Annotated in this window: 17 protein-coding genes; 5 read left to right on the top strand and 12 right to left on the bottom strand. The window is 42.9% G+C overall.

Annotated features, from left to right (window positions below):
- Window positions 1–16 precede the first annotated feature (16 nt).
- Window positions 17–1,501 carry an outer membrane beta-barrel protein gene (locus WAA15_RS11685; protein WP_337042933.1) on the top strand — a complete coding sequence of 495 codons (1,485 nt, stop codon included), beginning with the start codon at window positions 17–19 and terminating at the stop codon, window positions 1,499–1,501.
- Window positions 1,502–1,579: 78 nt separating this feature from the next.
- Here WAA15_RS11685 and WAA15_RS11680 read toward each other — a convergent pair whose 3' ends face one another.
- Entirely contained in the window at window positions 1,580–2,425 is an 846-nt protein-coding gene (locus tag WAA15_RS11680; protein ID WP_337042932.1) for a c-type cytochrome, read from the bottom strand.
- Window positions 2,426–2,548: 123 nt separating this feature from the next.
- On the opposite strand from WAA15_RS11680, the gene WAA15_RS11675 reads away from it, so the two are divergent.
- On the top strand, window positions 2,549–4,603 hold the full coding sequence (locus tag WAA15_RS11675; RefSeq protein ID WP_337042931.1) for a glycosyl hydrolase family 95 catalytic domain-containing protein: 2,055 nt from the start codon (window positions 2,549–2,551) through the stop codon (window positions 4,601–4,603).
- An 18-nt stretch (window positions 4,604–4,621) separates the two neighbouring features.
- Here WAA15_RS11675 and WAA15_RS11670 read toward each other — a convergent pair whose 3' ends face one another.
- The 7 genes from WAA15_RS11670 to WAA15_RS11640 all read right to left on the bottom strand — a co-directional run bounded on the left by WAA15_RS11670 (window position 4,622) and on the right by WAA15_RS11640 (window position 11,396).
- On the bottom strand, window positions 4,622–5,452 hold the full coding sequence (locus tag WAA15_RS11670) for an SDR family oxidoreductase (RefSeq protein WP_337042930.1): 831 nt from the start codon (window positions 5,450–5,452) through the stop codon (window positions 4,622–4,624).
- 53 nt (window positions 5,453–5,505) lie between these two features.
- On the bottom strand, window positions 5,506–6,084 hold the full coding sequence (locus WAA15_RS11665) for a TetR/AcrR family transcriptional regulator (protein WP_337042929.1): 579 nt from the start codon (window positions 6,082–6,084) through the stop codon (window positions 5,506–5,508).
- 93 nt (window positions 6,085–6,177) lie between these two features.
- Window positions 6,178–7,668 (bottom strand): ATP-binding cassette domain-containing protein, encoded by a 1,491-nt coding sequence (locus tag WAA15_RS11660; protein WP_337042927.1) that lies wholly within the window; start codon window positions 7,666–7,668, stop codon window positions 6,178–6,180.
- On the bottom strand, window positions 7,665–8,510 hold the full coding sequence (locus tag WAA15_RS11655) for an AraC family transcriptional regulator (protein ID WP_337042926.1): 846 nt from the start codon (window positions 8,508–8,510) through the stop codon (window positions 7,665–7,667). The genes WAA15_RS11660 and WAA15_RS11655 overlap by 4 nt, the downstream gene beginning before the upstream one ends.
- A gap of 226 nt (window positions 8,511–8,736) precedes the next feature.
- On the bottom strand, window positions 8,737–9,321 hold the full coding sequence (gene rdgB / locus WAA15_RS11650) for an RdgB/HAM1 family non-canonical purine NTP pyrophosphatase (RefSeq protein ID WP_337042925.1): 585 nt from the start codon (window positions 9,319–9,321) through the stop codon (window positions 8,737–8,739).
- Between the two features lie 77 nt (window positions 9,322–9,398).
- A complete protein-coding gene (prfA, locus tag WAA15_RS11645) occupies window positions 9,399–10,475 on the bottom strand; it encodes a peptide chain release factor 1 (protein ID WP_337042924.1) in 1,077 nt (358 codons plus the stop codon).
- A gap of 75 nt (window positions 10,476–10,550) precedes the next feature.
- Window positions 10,551–11,396 (bottom strand): DUF2911 domain-containing protein, encoded by an 846-nt coding sequence (locus WAA15_RS11640; protein ID WP_337042923.1) that lies wholly within the window; start codon window positions 11,394–11,396, stop codon window positions 10,551–10,553.
- 222 nt (window positions 11,397–11,618) lie between these two features.
- Here WAA15_RS11640 and WAA15_RS11635 point away from each other — a divergent pair, with 222 nt between their 5' ends.
- The 3 genes from WAA15_RS11635 to WAA15_RS11625 all read left to right on the top strand — a co-directional run bounded on the left by WAA15_RS11635 (window position 11,619) and on the right by WAA15_RS11625 (window position 15,216).
- Window positions 11,619–13,169: a long-chain-fatty-acid--CoA ligase gene (locus tag WAA15_RS11635; protein WP_337042922.1), complete on the top strand. Its 1,551-nt coding sequence runs from the start codon at window positions 11,619–11,621 to the stop codon at window positions 13,167–13,169.
- Between the two features lie 191 nt (window positions 13,170–13,360).
- Window positions 13,361–14,476, top strand: coding sequence for a sensor histidine kinase (locus WAA15_RS11630; protein ID WP_337042921.1), 1,116 nt, complete (start codon window positions 13,361–13,363; stop codon window positions 14,474–14,476).
- 11 nt (window positions 14,477–14,487) lie between these two features.
- Complete coding sequence (locus tag WAA15_RS11625) at window positions 14,488–15,216, top strand: LytR/AlgR family response regulator transcription factor (RefSeq protein ID WP_337042920.1); 729 nt, start codon at window positions 14,488–14,490, stop codon at window positions 15,214–15,216.
- Between the two features lie 57 nt (window positions 15,217–15,273).
- Here WAA15_RS11625 and WAA15_RS11620 read toward each other — a convergent pair whose 3' ends face one another.
- From WAA15_RS11620 to WAA15_RS11605, 4 genes are all read right to left on the bottom strand, one after another.
- Entirely contained in the window at window positions 15,274–16,608 is a 1,335-nt protein-coding gene (locus WAA15_RS11620) for a Gfo/Idh/MocA family protein (RefSeq protein ID WP_337042919.1), read from the bottom strand.
- A 50-nt stretch (window positions 16,609–16,658) separates the two neighbouring features.
- Window positions 16,659–18,008 (bottom strand): 3-keto-disaccharide hydrolase, encoded by a 1,350-nt coding sequence (locus tag WAA15_RS11615; protein WP_337042918.1) that lies wholly within the window; start codon window positions 18,006–18,008, stop codon window positions 16,659–16,661.
- 118 nt (window positions 18,009–18,126) lie between these two features.
- Window positions 18,127–19,014, bottom strand: a complete 888-nt coding sequence (locus WAA15_RS11610) for a sugar phosphate isomerase/epimerase family protein (RefSeq protein ID WP_337042917.1) — start codon at window positions 19,012–19,014, stop codon at window positions 18,127–18,129.
- A 107-nt stretch (window positions 19,015–19,121) separates the two neighbouring features.
- A complete protein-coding gene (locus WAA15_RS11605) occupies window positions 19,122–20,804 on the bottom strand; it encodes a RagB/SusD family nutrient uptake outer membrane protein (RefSeq protein ID WP_337042916.1) in 1,683 nt (560 codons plus the stop codon).
- Window positions 20,805–20,808 lie beyond the last annotated feature (4 nt).

Below are 20,808 nucleotides of genomic sequence, written 5' to 3'. Positions count from 1 at the left end.
ATTTCGTGATAAAAAAATGGAAGTTCAGAAACCAAACAATTTTGAGGACGAATGGAGAAGGGTGTTTGAAGACGCTTCAGTACCGCCTTCAGATGCGCTCTGGGGAAAGATTGAATCGGAGTTAGACAAGAAAAAGAAACGCCCTTTCTTGTTTTTCCTTCGTCCGTCACTCATAGCTACGGGCCTTGCAGCCGCTTTGGTTGTAGTGCTAGGGGGTATTTTGTTTTTTAATAAAGAAGCTACCCCGCCAACGGCACAAAACAACCCAGCCAATACCGATACCCGAACGGCCACTGTTATACCAGCCCCAAGTCAGGAGGCAACAACACTGGCCGACAACAGTTCTGCAACGCAAACATTAGCGCAACGTTCTGCTCAGGATAACTCATTTAAAACGGCTAAAACAAGCCCTGATGAGGCAAATCGGATGCCTAACCGTAGTGCTAAAACCGCCCTACTTGCCGAGGTTACTACTCATAATGGGCTAGCAGCCAAAGGCAATAACACCAACGAACTTAGCTCTTCGGTTATTTCTGCATTGGTACCCAATAAAACAGAAACCGACGAAACCAAAAGTTTAATAGCTGGCCTTGACAGAATAGAGGGCAAAAAATACCGCTATTTTGGCAGCCGATACACCATGAATCGCAACAAACTGGCTTTTGATGCAGAACAGTACGAAGAAACCGACGAAAAAACACTAGCCTCGAACGATTCAAAATTCTGGGTAGGTGTACAATCAGGTGTGGCTCCGTTCGACCCTAACATGAAATTGTCGGGCCTCAATACCAGAGCATACAGCGCGGCTAACGAATACGCACAAAACAGCATGCTAGCCCCCGGCTCGACCGATAAAACTTCGCTGGTTTCAAAACCTCAGAACGCTATTAAATCGGGTATTGCAGTCAATAATGGCATTGCGGTGGGTTATCAGTTATCAAAAAAATGGCATCTCGAAAGTGGCATCAGATACCTGCAAGGGAATTCAACCCTTGAAACCAATACGTATGCCTTCCAGAACAGCGGTTATGTAAATACTTTTCTGGCCGACTACCTCTTGCAGAACTCCGCCAAAGATTACGTAAGTATAGGAAGCAATTTAACCAATACAGTAGTGGCCGATGCCGCAAAGTTCGGCAACCGTTACCAGTATCTTATGATTCCGATGCAGATGGGCTACAAGATAGGGCTTACCAAAAATCTGGGGCTTAATTTACTGGCTGGTATCTCGACAGACATTTTCTTACAGAATAGCATCTCGACCGATAACGGTCTGGTCAAAAACACAAATACTATCAACAGCGATAGCAAAATATATAAACCAGTTAATTTTAGTGGTTTAGGTGGCCTAAGAGCCAACTACATGATAAGCAAACACTGGCAAGCCAATATTGGCACTTCATATCAGCGAGCCTTGTTTTCGGGCATTAGTTCCTCAACAGACCTGAATATGAAATTACAAATGTTTGGAATAAATTACGGCGTAAATTATCGGTTTTAGATGAAAAAAGCCCTTCTTTCTGAGAGGGGCTTTTTTGCAGCACCCCCTGAAACACTTAACTATTTCAGGGCTATGTAATCAGTCAATTTTATTCTTGCTCATATATTCCAGATACCGCACTATGGCATCGGCTTCTTTGGCTTTAATACCCAGATTAGGCATTTTTACGTCGTTACGGTAGCTTTCAGGTTTCTGAATAAAAGCCTTTAAATCTTCAATGTTCCAGTATTCCGTCACACTCTTCGGGAAATTAAGCTCAGGGCCCATTTTTCCGCCAATTTTATTAATGCTGTGGCAGGTCTGGCAACGGTTTTTGAAAAGCTCATATCCTTCCTTTGCCGTTTCTGACTTTGGTACCAAAGCCGCATCGTTTTCGTGCAGCGGAGCCAAATGTATTTTTACTAGATTATAAGGCCATTTATACGCTATATCATCGGGCGATACCCCCTCATAAACCAGATAAAAAGGAGCTATTTTGGTTTCTTTTCCTTCTTTCAGCAGGGGTTCCCACTCTGTATCTTTAGGGGCATCGGCATCACTCACGGCCAGATACGCCTTCGATGCCAGCAGTTTATCAAGTGGCATTTCGGGTTTATAACCATCTTCACACTCAAAAACTACTTTTGTGTCAGCAATATTCTGTTTTTTTGCCGAAGTGTAAGTTTCCAGTATTTCTTTCAACGAAATTACATTATACCGTTTCTTTTTTAAATAAACGGGGTCTTGTGCTATGGTTATTAACTGTGTTTTTTCGAGCAGCCCTTTCTCTTTCAGTTCGACCAAATCGACCGAAATTGAATCGGTTGAACTCAACAATATGGGTTCAGGCTTAGCCACCTGTAACGAATCAGTATCAGAAGATTGCGAACGGTTACAGGAGAAGAAAATAACAGGTAGTAGTAAGAACAATAAATACTTTTTCATTCCTAAAAATCAGAAGGGGTTTGTAACAGACTTAAAATTACTTTAAAATATCTGACCTTAAAACCAATTTTGGTTTTTTTTATAAAAGCATTACTTTTAAGGTTAATTATTAAAACTTTACCTATGAACAAAATCACAATCAGGAAAATTCTCTTCCTGTGTCTGCTCACGCATGTATCCTTTTTTGGCTTTACCCAATGGCAAATAACTGCCAAAAACTTCGACCCCAACAATTATTATGGCGTAACTGTTGCCAATGGCATGGTGGGCATTGTGTCGTCGCCGGAGCCGCTAAAAGTCAAAGACATCGTACTGAATGGCACGTTCGATACCTACGGGCGCGGGCGTGTAGCCAACATCATGAAAGTATTCGAGTTTGCCAACATGGAATTAATTATTGATAACCAGCTTGTTGGCAAGAAAAACATCAGCAATTTTGCCCAGACCCTCGATATGCAGAACGCCATCTTTACAACTACTTTCGACTTGGGCAATAAAGCGTCTGTTAAATCGAATATATTGTCGCTCAGGCACTTGCCTCACTCGGCCATGATTGATATGGAAATCACAGCCAAACAGGATATTGAAATTACGCCTATCAGCCTTATGCAAACGCCTGATATGCTACGAGACGTACAGAATTTTTATCACCTCATCGACCGCCCTCATTCGCTTATTCCGCTCATGACTTCGGTAGCAAAAACCCCTACCGGAAAACACACCATTGCGGCTTCTAACTCGTTTCTGTTTGAAGAAGAACGCGGCAAAGAACCCCAACTGATACATGAAGAATGGGACAACGGTATGCACCGCCTGAAGTTTACCAAAAAACTGAAAGCCGGCGAAACCTACAAATTTGCCGTAGTTGGCTCGGTTATTTCAACAGCCCATGTGGCCGACCCACACAATGAAGCCGAACGCCTGACAATATTTGCCGCCCTCGAGAAAAGAGAGCGTCTGCTCAAAAAGCACAAAGAAGCATGGGCAAAACTGTGGGAGTCTGACATTATTATTGAAGGCGATGCCGAAGCACAAAGAGCCGCGCGGTTTTCGTTATACCATCTGTACTCGTTTTGTCGCGAAGGGCAGGCATATAGTTTGTCGCCAATGGGCTTGTCGGGCTTGGGTTATAACGGACACGTATTCTGGGATACCGAAATCTGGATGTACCCGCCTTTATTGTTAATGAAACCAGAGTTGGCTAAATCGTTGCTCGAATACCGCTTTGAACGCCTGCAAGCTGCTAAAGCCAATGCCAAAGAACACGGGTTTCAGGGGGCTATGTTCCCGTGGGAATCCGACGACTCAGGGCAGGAAGCCACTCCTGTATGGGCGCTTACGGGGCCTTTTCAGCACCATATTTCGGGCGATATAGGCTTTGCCTTCTGGAAGTACTATCAGGTAACAAAAGATAAAATCTGGCTGCGTGAAAGGGGGTATCCTTTACTGAAAGAAGTGGCCGATTTCTGGGTAAGCCGCGTCGAAAAAGGCACTGATGGCAAATACCACATTATTAACGTGGTTTGCGCCGATGAGTGGGCCGAAAACGTGGACGATAACGCTTACACAAACGGCATGGCCAAAGAAGTACTAGGCTTTGCGAATCAGGCAGCTAAAGAGCTGGGCTTACCACAAAACCCAATCTGGAAAGAAGTACAGGAGGGTATTGTTATTCTTAAATTCCCTGACGGAACCACGCGTGAACACGCCAGTTATAACGGTGAACCTATTAAACAGGCCGACGTAAACCTGCTGGCGTACCCGATGAAACAGATAACCGACCCTAAAATCATTAAAAAGGATTTAGATTTCTACTGGAAAGCCCTCGGCGATAATCAGCCCGGTGGTAAAGGAAGCAGTCCGGCTATGGCTCATGGTGTTTTTTCAATCCTGAACACACGCTTGGGCGATACCGAAACGGCATATAAACAGTATCTTGACAGCTATAAACCAAACGAAGTGCCTCCTTTTGGCGTATTGGCCGAAACCGCAGGCGGCACAAACCCTTATTTTGCCACAGGCGCAGGTGGTTTCTTACAAACGATTGTGAATGGATGGGGCGGGCTTGATATTACCGATGAAGGGATTATCCAGCTTAAAACCAAACTTCCGCCGCATTGGAAATCGCTTACCCTGAAAGGCGTAGGTGCCGAGAAAAAAACCTTTACAGTAAAATAAGCCAGCCAGAGAAAGGGTTTAGTTTTTAAACCCTTTCTCTACTGCCAAACGAACCAAGCCGTTAAAGATACCTAAAGGCAACAACCTACGCAGAAACAGAAATAAAGAAGCCTGACCACTGGCAGGGTATCGTAATTGATAAGAACTGTCGTTAGCCGCCTTGAAAATAGTTTTAGCTACTACTGCGCTATCTGGCGCACTTTTGTATGACTCCTCCGTATTTTTGGTAGCAATGGCCTCATAGGTATCGTAGGCTATCAGGTCTGGCTTGCTGAAAACATCCATCGAACGGCCCATAAAATCTGTTTTTATAGCCCCCGGCTCAATATTTTTTATTCGGATACCAAACTGGCGCACCTCAAACTGCAACGACTCGGCCCAGCCTTCTAACGCCCACTTGGTGGCATGATACACACTATAAAGCGGAAAAGTAAGCCGCCCGCCCATTGAGCTAACATTAATAAGCGTACCCGCACCATTAGCCCTGAAATGTGGCAAAATATGCCTTGTTACATTCATTACGCCAAATACGTTGGTATCAAACTGTTTCTGAATCTGCTCTTTGGTGGCTTTTTCAAAAACACCCACAGCCCCATACCCTGCATTGTTTACCAGCACATCTATTTTGCCAAAGTCTTTTATCACGCTATCGATAGCTCTGGCTATACTCTGTTCGTCGGTTACATCAAGTTGGTATAACTTTATACCAGTAAATGCCTCAAAGCCTGTGGCTTTTTCAGGCGTGCGCATGGTGGCGGCTACATTCCAGCCTTGTTCGGCAAAATATTGCGCGGTGGTTTTTCCTATACCTGTCGAGGCCCCCGTTATCAGAATAGTTTTTTTGTTCATTGTTATTAAATTTTATAGTGAATATTTATTCATTTTATAAATAAAAAAATAGGCTAGCTTCTGAGGCCATCCCATATTACGCCAAAAATGGTGTCCCATTCCTGTTCTGATACACTTTTCTGTGAGTAAAACGCCACCTTAGCTACGGTTTCGAGCATACCACACACCAGCGTCACGAGCAATTCGGGGTCGGCATCTTTCACAATACCCTGCTGCTGCCCCTCTGCTATTACATCATAAATGGGTTGCATTACCTTGTTTTCTTCAGCTAGTATGCTTTCGGTTTCATGAAAGAACGGCGAACGGAAATATTGCTCAAAAAACGCCCCGTATTCGGGATGTAAAATATTATTCATCAGGAAGTTACGACAGATGCTATTTACCCGCTTCTTGAGTGGCTCCGAGGCCGGAATATCTTTTGTTACATCCGCCGACGATTTCCTTAATAAATATAAATACAGTTTTCTGATTAACGCTTCTTTATCACTAAAATAGATATAGACTGTTCCGGTAGCTAGTTTTGCTTCTTTTGCCAGTTCCGACATCTTCAGGCCCGCCAATCCTACTCTGGCTATCATCCGCAACGCCGATTCCAGTATCAATATCTCTTTATTTTCATCTTTTGCTCTCATACCTTATCAATCATGGCACAAATATAAATGAATAAAAATTCATTTTACAAATAAAAACCAACTTATTTTCATAAGCTGGTTGTAAATGTGCTGTTAGATTTTTCTTTTGCCCGACTCGACCACTTTACCATTTTCGAGCCTGATGACTTTATCCACACAGGCCGGAATTTCGTCGGGGTAATGTGTTACATACACAAGCGTTTTGTTAAGCTCCAGTACCAGTTCATTAACCAAATCTCTGAAATACACCATGTGGTTATAATCAAGCCCCTGACAAGGTTCGTCGAGTAACAACAAAGACGGATTCTTTACCAAAGCTCTTGCCAGAAAAACCTGCCGCTGCTCCCCAGAAGACAACTGCGTAATCTGACGGTCTGACAAATGCGTGATATTGAGTAATTTCAGGTAATTATCAACAATACTGCGTTCTTCGGAGTTGAGTTTTTTAAACAAACCCGCCGAGTCGAACAAACCCGATGCCACGGCTTTCCAGACTTCGGTATGGCGATTAAAGTACAAATGCAGTTCTGGCGACACATACCCTATGCGTTGTTTAATATCCCAGATGCTTTCGCCGCTGCCACGTTTTATATCAAACAATTCATAGGTATTCTGGTAGCCTTGTGGGTTATCGGCTGTAATCAAACTCAGCAATGTGCTTTTGCCTGAGCCATTAGGCCCCATTAATGCCCATTTTTCGCCCCTTTTAACTTGCCAGCTTACGTGGTCAACTACGTTTTTTTGCTGGTAATTTACCACAATGTCACGCATATTAATGGCATACCTGAAATCATTACGGGCAGGAGCTTGCTTGATTCTCTCGAGTACTTCGGGGTACAGAAGTTTTTCCTGAGTTGTGGCGGCCGTATCAAAAGTAAAGGGTCTGGTTTGTGTCTTTACTATTTTGCCCTCCTGCAAGGTAAGCACGTGCGTAATACAGCCCGGAATTTCATTGGCTGAACTTACGATAATTATCTGAACACCCGACTGCGCCACCTGACTCAGTACTTCGTGCAAGGTGTGGCGGCTTTCAACATCAAGCCCGATAAAAGGGTTATCTAATAAGAGGTATTTGGGTTTTCGGAGTAACGATAACGTAATGAGCGTGCGGCGGGTTTCGCCGTTCGATAACGTAACGATACTACGCTCCAGTAAATGTGTAATTCTTAACAAGCCAGCCACCTGCCTGATTTGGTCTTCTGAAAATTCGGGCGGAGGTAACTTAACCGATTTTTCGTTGACTGTACCAATGGGCTTAATCTGGTTTTGCAGAATTTCCATAACGGTAGGTGCAATGTCGGCATCTATCGAATTAAACCGCTGCTGATAATACTGCGTAGCCGACTGCACAATGCGGTTAAAGCTGTAATCTTTGGCAACAAAGGCTATGTCGGTATAAACGGGTATGTGGGCAGTGCCTTTAAAAGGAAATATCTTTCCGGCTATTATTTCGAGCAAAGTAGTTTTTCCGGCTCCGTTGCCGCCTGTTATGGCCCAATGCTCGTGTGGTTTTACCTGCCAGTCAATATTTTCAAGCACCAGTCGGTCACCTTTTTGCACAAATACTTTTTGTAAATCTATCATTTGGTTAGAGCCAGCCTGTACTCACGAGGGCTTTTGCCTTTAAGCTGCTTAAAAGTTTTATTGAAATGAGAAATATTATTGAAGCCTACTTCATAGCAGATGTCGGCAATAGAATGGTTTTCGAGCAATAATCTGCAAGCCTGATTCACCCTGAATTCGTTCACAAAGTCGGTGTAGGTTAGGTGTGTGATTTTTTTAAAATAACGGCAAAACGACGGAATCGTAAGATTTATCAAATCGGCCACTGCCTGAATATCAATTGGCTGGCGATAGTGTTGCTCAACGTATTCGTAAACCTTGTTAATCCGGTTTTCGTCTTTATGGCTGAAATCAAACAGTGTTTCTGGCGAGTTTAAGGTAACGTATTCGTTGGTGGTAGCCAGTATTTCAAATATTTTCAAGAGTTCAACCAGCCGCTCAAAGTAATTGAGCTGCAACATTCGCTGAAGTTTCGATGCCACCAGTCTTTTGGCTTTTCCCTGAAACGAAAGCCCTTGGCGTGCCTTCTCAAATAACTGCCTGACGGCAGCCATTTCAGGGGTTAGCAAAAAATCTTCGCCTAAAAAATCTTCTTTCAGTTGCACAACAATTTCTTCGTGTTCGCCAATTACGCCATAGCCAAAACCTGTATGCGGCAAATTTGGCCCAATAAAAACCAGTTCGCCTTCTTCATAAGTGGTTAAGTGTTCTCCAATGTGTAATTTACCTGAACCCTTCCGTACAAATACTATCTCATATTCGGGATGATAATGCCAGAAGAAACGGTCATTTTCTGATTTCCAATGAATGAGACGAAAAGAACTCCCGCTATCGGGGGAGATTTTCTCGTATTCTACTTTCATGCTTTATTATCATTATCAGTAAAACAAATTTATAAAATATGTTAATAAAGTACAAGTATTTGATAATGATGGAATAGTTTATTGCAGAAAAATAGTTGAATTTTGTAACCAGAAATCAGTAATACAGCCTTTCTTTTGACAAATATACTTTACCTATGATAATTGAATTAGCGGAGCCTGCGTTCCGCTTTTTTTATTAATGTAGTTTCTTTCCGGCAAAATATAGTTAACTCAGTACAAGAGAATCCAGAAAATCAATCAGTTTTTGCACCGCTAAGCCTCTATGGCTAATGGGGTTTTTCTCTTCCAGCCCCATTTCGGCAAAGGTGCGGGTGTAGCCGTCAGGCACAAAAAGTGGGTCATAGCCAAAGCCTTCTTTGCCACGTTTCTCATGCAGGATGGTTCCACGGATAATACCATCAAACTGATGAATATCATCGCCCAATATAAGCGTAATTACACACCTGAACTGCGCCGAGCGGTTTTCAACACCTTCAAGGTTTTTCAGCAAAAGGACATTGTTTTTATCATGGTTGCCGTGTTCGCCTGCATAACGAGCCGAAAAAACGCCAGGTTCGCCGTTGAGGGCTTCTACTTCCAGCCCCGAGTCGTCGGCTATACAATTTATGCCAAAGCGTTCCCGAACAAATACGGCTTTCTGGCGCGAGTTTCCCTGAAAAGTATTTTCAGTTTCAGGAATATCGTCAAAACAGCCAATGTCCGACAAGGTTTTCAGTTCGTAGCGGCTTCCAAGCAGGGCTTGTAATTCTTCTACTTTGTGCTGGTTATTGGTAGCAAGGCACAGAATCATAACGGTAAGGATTGAAAAAGGAGAAAGGGTGAGGTTTTCCTTTCTCCTGATTATAAAGTATTTTTTAGCCTTCAATGTCAGGCTTTAAAGCCTTCTTTCATTCTCTCGGCGTTGTCTGCAATACGAAGTTGCTCAATAAAAGCGTCAATTTCACCATCCATTACACTTGGCAGGTTATAAACGGTATAACCAATACGGTGGTCTGTTACACGGCTTTGCGGATAATTGTAGGTGCGGATTTTATCTGAACGGTCGCCACTTCCTACCAACGACTTACGGGCATCGGCAATGGCGGCATTGTGTTTAGCTAACTCCATTTCATAGAGCCTCGAACGTAATACCGAAAGGGCTTTTTCACGGTTTTTAATCTGCGAACGCTCATCCTGACAGGAAACAACAATGCCCGACGGAATGTGCGTCATCCGAACAGCCGAGTAAGTTGTATTAACCGACTGCCCACCTGCACCCGACGAGTTAAAGGTATCAACCCGTATATCGTTCATGTTCAACTGCACGTCTACTTCGTCGGCCTCAGGCATGGCTGCTACCGATGCCGCCGATGTATGCACCCGCCCCTGCGACTCCGTAGCCGGAACCCGCTGTACCCGATGCACGCCCGACTCATACTTTAGTTTTCCGTATACGTCTTCGCCTTCTACCTGTACAATAATTTCTTTGTAGCCTCCGGCAGTACCCTCGCTATGGTCAAGAAGCGACATCGACCAGCCCTCTTGTCGTTCAATATACCGCTGATACATCCTGAACAAATCTCCGGCAAAAATCGAGGCTTCATCACCGCCGGTTCCGGCACGTATTTCCAGAATCACGTTTTTGCTATCGTTCGGGTCTTTCGGTATCAACATTTCTTTCAGAATCGCCTCTGCTTCTTCCCTTTGAGGCAAAAGCATATCAAGCTCTTCTTTGGCCAGTTCGCGCATCTCTTCATCCTTCTCATTGGCTATGATATCTTTTGCGCCTTCGATATTCGACAAAATATTTTTATAAAGATTCAGTTGGTTTACTATCTTCTCCAAATCTTTATACTCTTTACTTAGTCTTTTGAATTTTGTCATGTCCGATACCACCTCTGGCATCGTAATTTGTTGAGATACCTCCTCAAATCGTTCTCTTATGGCTTCTAACTGTTCTAACATAGCTTTATAAACTATTAAAAAAACTCCCAAGTCTAGTACGAAACAGAATTGGGAGAATTACCGGATGAGCTTAAATTATTTCTTACATTGTGCAAAAACATTCTGATTCAGCTTAATGTAAGCGTCATCACCTGCTTTTTTTGCTAATTCCATCGATTTTTCGGCGTTTGGCAACGCTACTGCACAATTACCTTGTTTGGCAGCCACACGTGCCACTAGCTGATACGCCCAGTATTCTTTATTTTTTTCAATTACTTTATTTGCCCATACTAATGCTTTATCCAGATGGATACCCTTCTGGTAATAATAATCGGCAGCGGCAAAATAGGTATCGATACTTACCTCAGGTTTTGAAGTTTTTTCTTCTATTTCTGCCATAATTTTATCGTCCACCTGTTGTTCTACTCTAAATCTGGCTTCGGTGTTTTCCCATTTAATAACTATGTCGGTAGTAGTAGGGTTAATGCCTTCAAAATCAATAGCCATTTGTTCAACCAACGATTTTGTCTTGGCCGATTTCACTTTAAAACGAAGTACGTCTTTCTTTTCATCGTATCCGTACGCACCCCATTGTTTATCATCTGTATTCAGGATGACAGTCCAGTCGGTAGCTGTCGGAATCGTATAAAGCCCGTAGCTTCCTGCTTTTACCGGATTTCCGTTTACTACCACATCATCATCAAACTTAATTGACGTGATTTTGTTTGCGCCTGTTCGCCATACTTTGCCAAAAGGCACTAAATCACCAAAAATTTTGCGGCCTTTTGTCGATGGGCGGCTGTAATCGATTGTTACTTTAGTTAAGCCAACCCCTTGCGAAACCGTAGCCGATGGGCTTACCGCAGGTGTATTTATTTGTGCAAAACTCGAAATTGAAATAACGGTACAAACAAGAAATAGCTTTAAGTTTAATTTTTTCATTGGTTTTGTCTCTGATATATAGGTTTTAAGATGCGAATTTAAGATTTATCTTTCGTTGGAATGTGCTTTTTGAATAGTTTTTTAGTATTACCCCCAAAAACCTTTACCTACATTGGCTTTTGCAGATAAAAATGTATCATGAAAGGGCAAGATTTATGCAAAATCTCCTTTTAATAGTACAACATAATCTTTAGATTGCACAAAAATAAAACCTGTTACGCTATGTTTAACCTTTCAACCATTCTGGAGCATCATGCCCGTACCTCACCCGCTAAAGAAGCCCTCATTTTTGCCGATAAAAGAATAACCTTCGGGCAGTTCGATGCTGCCGCCAACCAGATTGCAAACGGCCTGAAATCGTTAGGTGTCGGGCATGGCGACAAAGTGGCTCTTACTTGCCCCAACCTGCCTTTTTTCCCGATTATCTATTTTGGCATCCTGAAAACAGGTGCTACCGTAGTGCCTTTGAGTGTTTTACTGAAACGCCACGAAATTGCTTTTCATTTGCAGGACTCTGACGCCAAAGCCTACTTTTGCTTTGTAGGAACCCCCGAAATGCCTATGGGGCAAGAAGGCCACGCAGGTTTTGGCATGACCGATACCTGCCAGCATTTCTTTATGATAACCCCATCGGCAACCGATGCCTCGCCTATTGAAGGCACGCAAACCATGGGAATGCTGATGGCAGGGCAATCGCCGGTTTTTGAAAGTTACTTTACTTCTCCTGACGACACCGCCGTTATTATTTATACCTCTGGCACTACTGGCCGCCCCAAAGGAGCCGAACTCACGCATTCAAACCTTTTCCTGAATGCCTGCCTGAGTAAAGATTTACAAGACTTAGGCCCCGACGATAAATCGATGCTTGTGTTGCCTTTGTTCCATATTTTTGGGCAAACGGTTTGTATGCTGGCTAGTATTTACCGCGGCACAACGGCGGTGCTTGTGCCGCGTTTCGATGCCGAAATGGTTTTAACACTCATGCAGAACGAAAAAATAACGCACTTTGCAGGTGTTCCTACTATGTACTGGGGCTTGCTAACCTACCCCAACCTTCATAAGTTTGATATACAAGCCATTAAAAATACCCTGAAAGTGTGCATGTCGGGCGGGGCGGCTTTGCCCGTACAAGTATTGAAAGACTTCGAGCAGAAATTTGATGTGCCTATACTGGAAGGTTACGGTATGTCGGAGGGGTCTCCGGTGGTAACCTTTAACCAGAAAGACCGCACACGCAAGCCGGGTTCGGTAGGTACTCCGGTTTGGGGCGTTGAGGTCTGTATCATGGACGAAAACGGCAACCAGCTAGGCAATAACGAAAAGGGTGAAATATGTTATCGGGGGCATAATGTAATGAAAGGCTATTATAAACGCCCCGATGCCACCGCCGAAACCATTACTAATGGCTGGTTGCATTCGGGCGATATTGGTATCCGAGACGACGACGGTTTCTATTTTATTGTTGACCGCACCAAAGACATGATTATCAGAGGTGGGTATAACGTCTACCCCCGCGAAATAGAAGAACTCATGATACAACATCCGGCGGTTTCGATAGTGGCCGTGATTGGTGTGCCAAATGAAGAATACGGCGAGGAAGTAAAAGCCTGTGTGGTACTGAAACCCAACGCCGAGGTGTCAGAAAAAGAACTTATCGGCTGGACCAAAGACCGCATTGCTTCTTACAAATACCCGCGCATTATCGAATTTATGAGTAGCTTACCCATGGGAGCTTCGGGCAAAATATTAAAACGCGAACTAAGAGCCAAATAAACAGGCTGGTTGCTTGCGTTTGTTTGCGTCGTAGTAGTACCCTATTTCTGTTGTTGTGTGTATGATTAAAACATCAGCAACAGAAATAGGGTCTTTTTGTTACCTGTGGTCAATTTTATGCAACGCTTCGTCAATTAAATGTAATTGTTTATATTTCTGAAAATAACTTTACGGGCTATCCTGAACAGGCAATGAAGAAGGCTTTAGCATACATATTTTCAGATAACTCATGGTTTATTAAATATAAACTTTACCACATTCCGTTCTGGTTTGCTTATCATGTAATGTGGTGGACCATCACCATCGGAAGCCTGAGTGCCGTAGCCAACAACATTCTGTATTCGGCCTATTCAATAAAGTTTCTGTTTTATGTTATTTTTCAGGCTATCGGGGTTTATTTTAACCTTTATTTCCTGATACCCCGCTTTCTGCACAAAGGCAAATATGCCCTTTATATTTTGTTTTTACTCATTACCATTATTGTTGTTGCTTTTTGTATTGTAAGCGGGTATTATACCAGTGCATACCTGTCAGAATACCCCTTCCAGTATCTTTATAGTCAGCCTCCCAGCAACTTTATGTACTTTTTTTCTATTAATGCGCTGCCCTCAACTATGGCAAGCACCACTTTGGGCATGAGTGTGAAACTAACTAAAAACTGGATTCAGGCCGAACGAAAACAACGGCTGCTAGAGAAAGAAAAGCTGGAAACAGAACTGAAATTCCTGAAGTCTCAGTTTAATCCACACTTTTTGTTTAATACCATTAATTCCATTTTTGTATTGATTCATAAAAATCAGGATATGGCCTCCGATTCTCTGGCTAAATTCTCTGATTTACTACGTTACCAGCTTTATGAGTGTAACGAAAACCATATTCCGTTCGACCGTGAATTAAGCTATCTGAAAAGTTTTATTGAGCTAAGCAAACTAAGACTCGACCCCAAAGACGTAAGTGTCTCAGAGAGCCTTCCAGCGCATGGTTTTGGCTCGTTACAGATTGCTCCTTTTATTCTGATGCCCTTCATCGAAAATGCCTTCAAGCACGTTGAAAAAAGCACGCTCGACGGGGGTAAAATCATGATGAGTTTACAGACCGACGCACAACATTTATTTTTTACTATCAGAAATACAGTGGCCCTGCAACCTGTTCAGCCAGAGGTATTAAAAACAAGTGGCATAGGCTTACAAAACGTTTTCAGGCGTTTATCGTTACTTTACCCTGAAAGGCATCATCTCAATATCTCTAAAACATCCGACTGGTTTGAGGTACAGCTACAAATTAATCTGGAAACGAACCTCTATTAAGTGAGCAAAGCATGAAACTGAAATGTGTCATAACCGATGATGAACCGCTGGCCAAAGAAGGCATTGCCCGCTATATTCATGAAGTGGAGTTTCTGGAAATGGCAGGCGAATGCTCGAACCCCATCGAGCTAGATAAAATCCTCCAGAAACAAGCCGTTGATTTGGTATTTCTGGATATTCAGATGCCCCTCATGAATGGCCTCGAATACCTGAAATTAAACACCCAAATGCCAAAGGTTATTATTACAACGGCTTTCCCGAATTATGCGCTCGATGGCTACACCTTCGACGTAATTGATTATCTGGTGAAACCCATCACATTCAGCCGTTTTTTCAAGGCTGTTACCAAAGCCCGCGACCTGCACCTGCTTATGCACAAAACACCTGAACAGGAACTTGCCGAAAACAACGATTACTTTTTTATCAAGTGCGAAAACAAATATGAGCGTATCAAAAAATCAGAAGTGCTGTATGTGCAAGCCCTCGAAAACTACGTAAACATTTTTACACAGCAAGGCCGTTACATGACCCTGCTTCCTTTAAAAACAGTTGAGAAATACCTTGAACAGGAGAATTTTATCCGAACACATAAGTCGTATCTGGTAGCTATGAACAAAATCACTACCATCGAAAACCACGAAATTCGTGTTGGCCCTCATGTGATTCCTATCAGCCGTAACTTTCGGGAAGAAGTATTAAAAATAGTTCTGGAAGAAAAACTCTGGAAGAAAGGCCATTAAAAAAGAATAGGCTTCTCCGAAGAAAAGCCTATTTGTATATACTTGCACCTGTCAGGATTAATACTTGAATGGTTTGCCGCCAGCCAGTACTTCCTGTGTTTTTTCATCGAAAGTAACTTTCAAACCAGTACGGTAAGCAGCGTTCGACATAATGGTAGCAATTGAGTGAGAATACCCCGCTTCAATTGGCGCATGAGGTGTTTTACGGCTGCGCACACATTCCATCCAGTTTTTGATATGGGCAAATGTAAGTGAGTCACCACCTGTATTAGCACCTGATTCTACTTTTGTGCCTTCCAGTTTCACTGTTGGTAACAAGTTTGCTGGTAGGCCCATCGCTTTTGCTTCACGCTCACGCAACCCACCTGTCGGAGAAATTTCGTTCGTGTCAAGGTTAATCATACCACCGTTTGAATAGTACAACTCTTTGGTGTCACCGGCCGAGTTCGAGAAACGAGACGTAAATTGTACCTGAAAGCCTGACGATTTATCGTTCAATGGGCCGTAATCAAATACTACCGTTAAGGTATCGGCATTAGTTCTGCCATCTTTCCATTGGTAGATACCACCGTTAGCTACTACCGAACGCGGGTGTGGCAAACCAGAGAACCAGTGTACAGTATCAATCTGGTGGCTCATCCATTGGCCGGGAATACCCGACGAATAAGGCCAGAACAAACGGTATTCAAGGTATTTACGAGGGTCGAACGGAACCATCGGGCGATTCATCAGATAACGTTTCCAGTCAACATCCGACTCTTTTAAATCTTTAGTTAACTCTGGTCTTCTCCAACGGCCAGGTTGGTTTACGTTCCACATCAGTTCAACCATCACAATCGGGCCAAACTTACCTGATTTAATGAAGTCTTCCGCCGCGAAATAGTTTTCGCCACTTCTGCGTTGTGACCCAATCTGAACAATTTTGCCTGAGGCTTTTACTGCTTTCAATACCGCGCGGTTGTCTTCCATGGTTTCGGCCAATGGTTTTTCGGTATAAGTATCGCAACCCGCCTGTACGGCTTCAATTGTATGTAATGCGTGCTGGAAGTCGGCAGTTGAAATAAAAACTGCATCTACCATTTTAGAAGAATAAAGCTCTTCGTTATTACGGAAAACTTTTACATCACTACCTAATTGTTTATCTAAATAGGCTTTCCCTTCTTCACGACGGCGATTCCAGATGTCTGACAAAGCAACCATTTCAAAGTTCATTTCTTTTTGCAATGCTTTGAACGGGCCTACATGAGATGAACGGTGGCGGTCAGAGAAACCCACACAGCCCACACGCACGCGGTCGTTTGCTCCAATGATTTTGCCATAACTCTTGGCCGAAAAGCCAGTGGCTGCAGTAGCCAGAACTGATTTGATAATAAAATCTCTGCGGGTTGTCATAGTTTTATTTGGATTGAATGATACTTAACAGATTACTAGTGTTCGGATAATTATTTCAACTCACGAATTTTCAAATTTTTGAACGACACATTATTGCCGTGGTCCTGCAACAGAATATTGCCTTTATCGCCTGCTCCAAAGTTAGTATACTTCGCATATTTACTTCGGGCTACTAGTGCATTAAAAATATTACTTTTTCTTTCATATTCGAGCACTTTAAAGCCATTAAGCCAATGCTGAACAATGTTATTAGGGTAAACCACCAGCCGAGCCTGATTCCAGTCACCAATTTTACGCTGGAAACGCTTATCCAGTTTATAAGAAGGTATTAAATCATACAAACTCGCCAGCGTACGGTTACCAACTACTCCCATTTTAGCATCGGGGTGGCGTTCGTCGTCCAGCACCTGATATTCAAGACCAATACCCGATTTCCCGCCCGAATCAAAATCTTCGTTTACAAAGTATTTCAAACCGGAGTTAGCCCCCTCAGTTAATTTAAACTCAAAAGTCAGTTCAAAAGCCCCGAATTGCTGGTCTGTAACAATATCATTTCCGGTTTCTGAGCCATCCGACGGGCTCACATTGATTGTACCGTCTACTACGCTCCAGTGTTTATCTGGCATTTTGGTTTGGTGTACGCCTCTCCAGCCTGTAAAGTCTTTGCCGTTGAAGAGTAATTTAAAGCCTTGCGCCTGCTCTTGTGGAGACAAATTATTGAGCAACAAATTCACCACAGGTGTGTTGTCGGTTGGGCTTGGTTTCAGGTTATCTGTCTGAATTCTGATATTTCTCCAGCGTATCTGTTTCCCCGGCTTGTCATCTTTACCAATGGCATGCACTTGCAGGGCAATAAAGCCTTTCGGGGTTACATCATCAACCAGATAAGCCACAGGCACACCATTTACCCACGTACGGATAATATTACCGATGGCCTCAATGCGGTATTTGTTCCACTCGCCTTTTTTGAAGGCTTTTTTACCTTCAGGGTTGGCATTCGGAATATAGAGCCAGTCCCGACGGGCTTCATCATAGATACCACCCGACCATGCGCGGTCTGAGGGGTCAATTTCCATCTGATACCCATGCACACGGCCATCTTTGTAGTCGGGTTTTGACAAACTACGGAATTGTATGCCTGAATTCATCGAGTTATCGACCTTTAGCTCCAATTCCAAGATGAAATCGCCATAATCCTGCTCAGTAGCCAGAAATGAATTAGGGGTGTCGGCTACGGTAGTGCCTACAATCTCGCCATTTTCGACGGTGTATTTAGCTTTGCCATTCAGTTGCTTCCAGCCTTTAAGGTCTTTTCCGTTAAACAGATTAGTCCATTTCTGTGCGGTAGCTCCGTAGAAAAACGAATGTACAAACAGAAAAACAATAATAATTTTTTTCATTGAGGATACGAATAGAGTTGAATAATTTTTATCCAAAATTACACCTTAGGCATTTACCAATCTAGTATCTATTTGGCTAAAACTTCATAAAATTTGATAAACATACCCAGCTAACTGGTCAGAATTTAATATTTATTGACTCCAGATATTTTTTACTGGTTTGCCCGCACTCTAAGGCTGTACGGCCTTTTACCGGCACAGAGTCAAGCTCAATTACATTCCAGCCCTTGAATTTAATTTTATCGAGTGCCTTGAAAACAGCCGGAAAATCGACTCTCCCCTGCCCTAACTCAACAAACTGGTAGCCAGATTTGCTTTCGGCTGGTTTAGTATCTTTTATATGCGTTGCATAGAGTATGTCTTTGTATTTAATAACCGCATCGGCTGCCACGCCACCGCCTTGTGTATAATGGGCTACATCAAGCAATAGTTTAATATAGCGTGTATCCATCGTAGTAGCTATGATATCGACCTCTTCGGGTGTTTCGCCTAGCTGGTTCATGTGGTTATGCCATGCCGGCTGAACCCCCGTTTCTTCCAATACTCTTTTGGCTACTTCCGACATATTTCTGGCATATTTCTTCAATTCGTCGGTAGTAGGCATTCTGTCTTTCGGGCGTGAGGTATTGGTAATCTGTAAAGATTTGCCACCTAAGGCTTTAATAAAATGGGCGTGGTTCAGGTGGGTTTCGGCATCTTTTGAAATATCATCCTGAATACCTACGTTTCCGCTCGAAAACATAGCCAACGTAAGGCCATTCTGGTCAAGTAAATCTTTTAAGTCTTGTGGTTTATCTTTAAATGGTGCGTAGGTATTTGCCCTTAACTGAATACCTTTAAAACCTAAAGCGGCAATATCTTTTATGGCTACGAGGTCGTTTCCGTTCCAAGTAATAGCCGAGTAAGCCATTTTATGCTTGCTTTTGGCAGCGGCAAGGCTCTCTAATGAGATAAGTGAAGATGCGGTCAGTAGCGACGCCTGCGTGAGGAAGTCTCTGCGGTTCATAGATTAAGGTTGTTTATATGAATAAATATTGAGTTACTAAAACTTAAAAAGAGAGGACTCCTTGAAATGAAGGAGCCTCTCTATAAACTATGATGAAACAAAACTAACTAGTATCCTGTATTTTGTGCAAATGCACCTTTGGTTGATCGGTCTATTTGTGTTTGTGGTATCGGACGCACATAATGCTTGTCTGACACATTAACAGCCGCTTGTGGGTTATATTTTTTAACCCTTTCTACTAACAAGCCCCAGCGTTTCAAATCCATCCAGCGGGTTTGTTCTCCTGCCAGTTCTCTTGCTCTTTCTTCGATAATCATTTCGAAGTTCATCTGAGCATCAGTAATTAACATGGCATCTTTTTTACCCGGCCAGCCCGCTCTGTAACGAACCGCATTGATAGCTTTGGTAGCTTCTGAAATATTATTGGCTTTCAGTTGCGCTTCTGCCAGCATCAGATACACATCAGCCAGACGGAAAACGAAGAAATCGCGGCTACCTGCTTCATAAGTCAGGTCAGGGCGTTTGGTATCAAAGAACTTCTGTAAGGTCGGAAACAAGGCTTCGTTATAAGCACTTGGTACCAATACCTGATATTTCTTTTTAGCACGCTCTTCTTTCGACATCTCGTAACCCGGAATAAAAATTGCGGTATCACCAGCGGCAAAAGTAAGTTTCGATTTAGAGTTATCGAACGAAGCATTCAGGTTAGCACCCGGGTTGTTGCTTAACCATGTATCTCTGAATGTTTTTTTGTAGCGTGAGTCATTTTTTCTTTCGCCAAAAACAACATCAAGGCAATAAGCCGTAGGGCGTAAACGCTTGAATGGTCTGCCATAGAATACATCGCGTTTCATACCCGGTTGTACGTCATACTGCATTCCAAAAAGCAAGTGAAGGTTATTACCACCATTTACAGAACCAGTATTGTTGGTAAGGTTTGTCAGAGGGTCACTTGTATACTGTACGGCAAAAACAACCTCGCTATTTACCTGATTGTTTTCATCATGCACTTGCGCGTAATCATCTAATAGTTTAAAACCATAGTTATTAATAACGCTTTTGCAAAGTTCGGCTGCTTTTGTAAAATCGTCAGCTGCTTTTGATGCCGAATAAGCCTTTGCCAGATATACCTTAGCCAATAGTGTTTCGGCCGCAGGTTTGGTAGCACGGCCGTAGTCTGACGACTGCGCCTTTGCCTCTAAATCTGGTATAGCTTCGTTCAGGTCTTTAATAATTGCGCTATACATTTCAGCGTCTGAAGCTCTTTTTGTATCCTTCGTAGGAGACAGTGTTTCGGTTAATCTTAAATCAACACCACCCCATTGCTGATGCAAAATATAATAATAATGCGCTCTCAGGAATTTAGCTTCTGCAATTCTTTGTTTTTTTACGGCATCCGAAATATTTACTTTTGGGGCTCTGCCAATAACTGCATTACAAGTGTTAACTCCTCTATAAAGCTCGTCCCAAGTATTAATCAGGTAGTCAACGGTTGGGTTTAGCTGGGTATCATAAAAGTGAAAACCCTTGTAACCACCATCGGCTCCTGTGGCATAAATATCGGTACCGTATTCTGTTAAGGTTAAGCCTTGTTGTGTACCATAATAATACCTGAGCGACGAATACGCAGCTTTTACACCATCTTCAAAGCCTTTAGGCGTATTCATGTAGTCGTTACCTATCCCCGATATTACGGTTTCATCCAATATGTCTTTGCACGACTGGGTTAGCATCAGCATACCCATTACCCCAAAGATTTTAATAGGTTTTAATATATTTCTTAATTTCATTTTC

The organism is Emticicia sp. 17c, assembly GCF_037153985.1.
GTDB lineage: Bacteria > Bacteroidota > Bacteroidia > Cytophagales > Spirosomataceae > Emticicia.
This window is presented reverse-complemented; position numbering and strand designations above follow the sequence as displayed.

What these genes read in the sequence shown, in the direction of transcription:
- WAA15_RS11665 (WP_337042929.1), bottom strand. Translation starts at nt 6,084, where the DNA reads ATGAGAGCAAAAGATGAAAATAAAGAGATATTGATACTGGAATCGGCG.
- WAA15_RS11610 (WP_337042917.1), bottom strand. Translation starts at nt 19,014, where the DNA reads ATGAACCGCAGAGACTTCCTCACGCAGGCGTCGCTACTGACCGCATCT.
- WAA15_RS11675 (WP_337042931.1), top strand. Translation starts at nt 2,549, where the DNA reads ATGAACAAAATCACAATCAGGAAAATTCTCTTCCTGTGTCTGCTCACG.
- WAA15_RS11630 (WP_337042921.1), top strand. Translation starts at nt 13,361, where the DNA reads ATGAAGAAGGCTTTAGCATACATATTTTCAGATAACTCATGGTTTATT.
- WAA15_RS11640 (WP_337042923.1), bottom strand. Translation starts at nt 11,396, where the DNA reads ATGAAAAAATTAAACTTAAAGCTATTTCTTGTTTGTACCGTTATTTCA.
- rdgB (WP_337042925.1), bottom strand. Translation starts at nt 9,321, where the DNA reads ATGATTCTGTGCCTTGCTACCAATAACCAGCACAAAGTAGAAGAATTA.
- WAA15_RS11625 (WP_337042920.1), top strand. Translation starts at nt 14,488, where the DNA reads ATGAAACTGAAATGTGTCATAACCGATGATGAACCGCTGGCCAAAGAA.
- WAA15_RS11620 (WP_337042919.1), bottom strand. Translation starts at nt 16,608, where the DNA reads ATGACAACCCGCAGAGATTTTATTATCAAATCAGTTCTGGCTACTGCA.
- WAA15_RS11615 (WP_337042918.1), bottom strand. Translation starts at nt 18,008, where the DNA reads ATGAAAAAAATTATTATTGTTTTTCTGTTTGTACATTCGTTTTTCTAC.
- WAA15_RS11670 (WP_337042930.1), bottom strand. Translation starts at nt 5,452, where the DNA reads ATGAACAAAAAAACTATTCTGATAACGGGGGCCTCGACAGGTATAGGA.
- WAA15_RS11605 (WP_337042916.1), bottom strand. Translation starts at nt 20,804, where the DNA reads ATGAAATTAAGAAATATATTAAAACCTATTAAAATCTTTGGGGTAATG.
- WAA15_RS11680 (WP_337042932.1), bottom strand. Translation starts at nt 2,425, where the DNA reads ATGAAAAAGTATTTATTGTTCTTACTACTACCTGTTATTTTCTTCTCC.
- WAA15_RS11635 (WP_337042922.1), top strand. Translation starts at nt 11,619, where the DNA reads ATGTTTAACCTTTCAACCATTCTGGAGCATCATGCCCGTACCTCACCC.
- WAA15_RS11660 (WP_337042927.1), bottom strand. Translation starts at nt 7,668, where the DNA reads ATGATAGATTTACAAAAAGTATTTGTGCAAAAAGGTGACCGACTGGTG.
- prfA (WP_337042924.1), bottom strand. Translation starts at nt 10,475, where the DNA reads ATGTTAGAACAGTTAGAAGCCATAAGAGAACGATTTGAGGAGGTATCT.
- WAA15_RS11655 (WP_337042926.1), bottom strand. Translation starts at nt 8,510, where the DNA reads ATGAAAGTAGAATACGAGAAAATCTCCCCCGATAGCGGGAGTTCTTTT.
- WAA15_RS11685 (WP_337042933.1), top strand. Translation starts at nt 17, where the DNA reads ATGGAAGTTCAGAAACCAAACAATTTTGAGGACGAATGGAGAAGGGTG.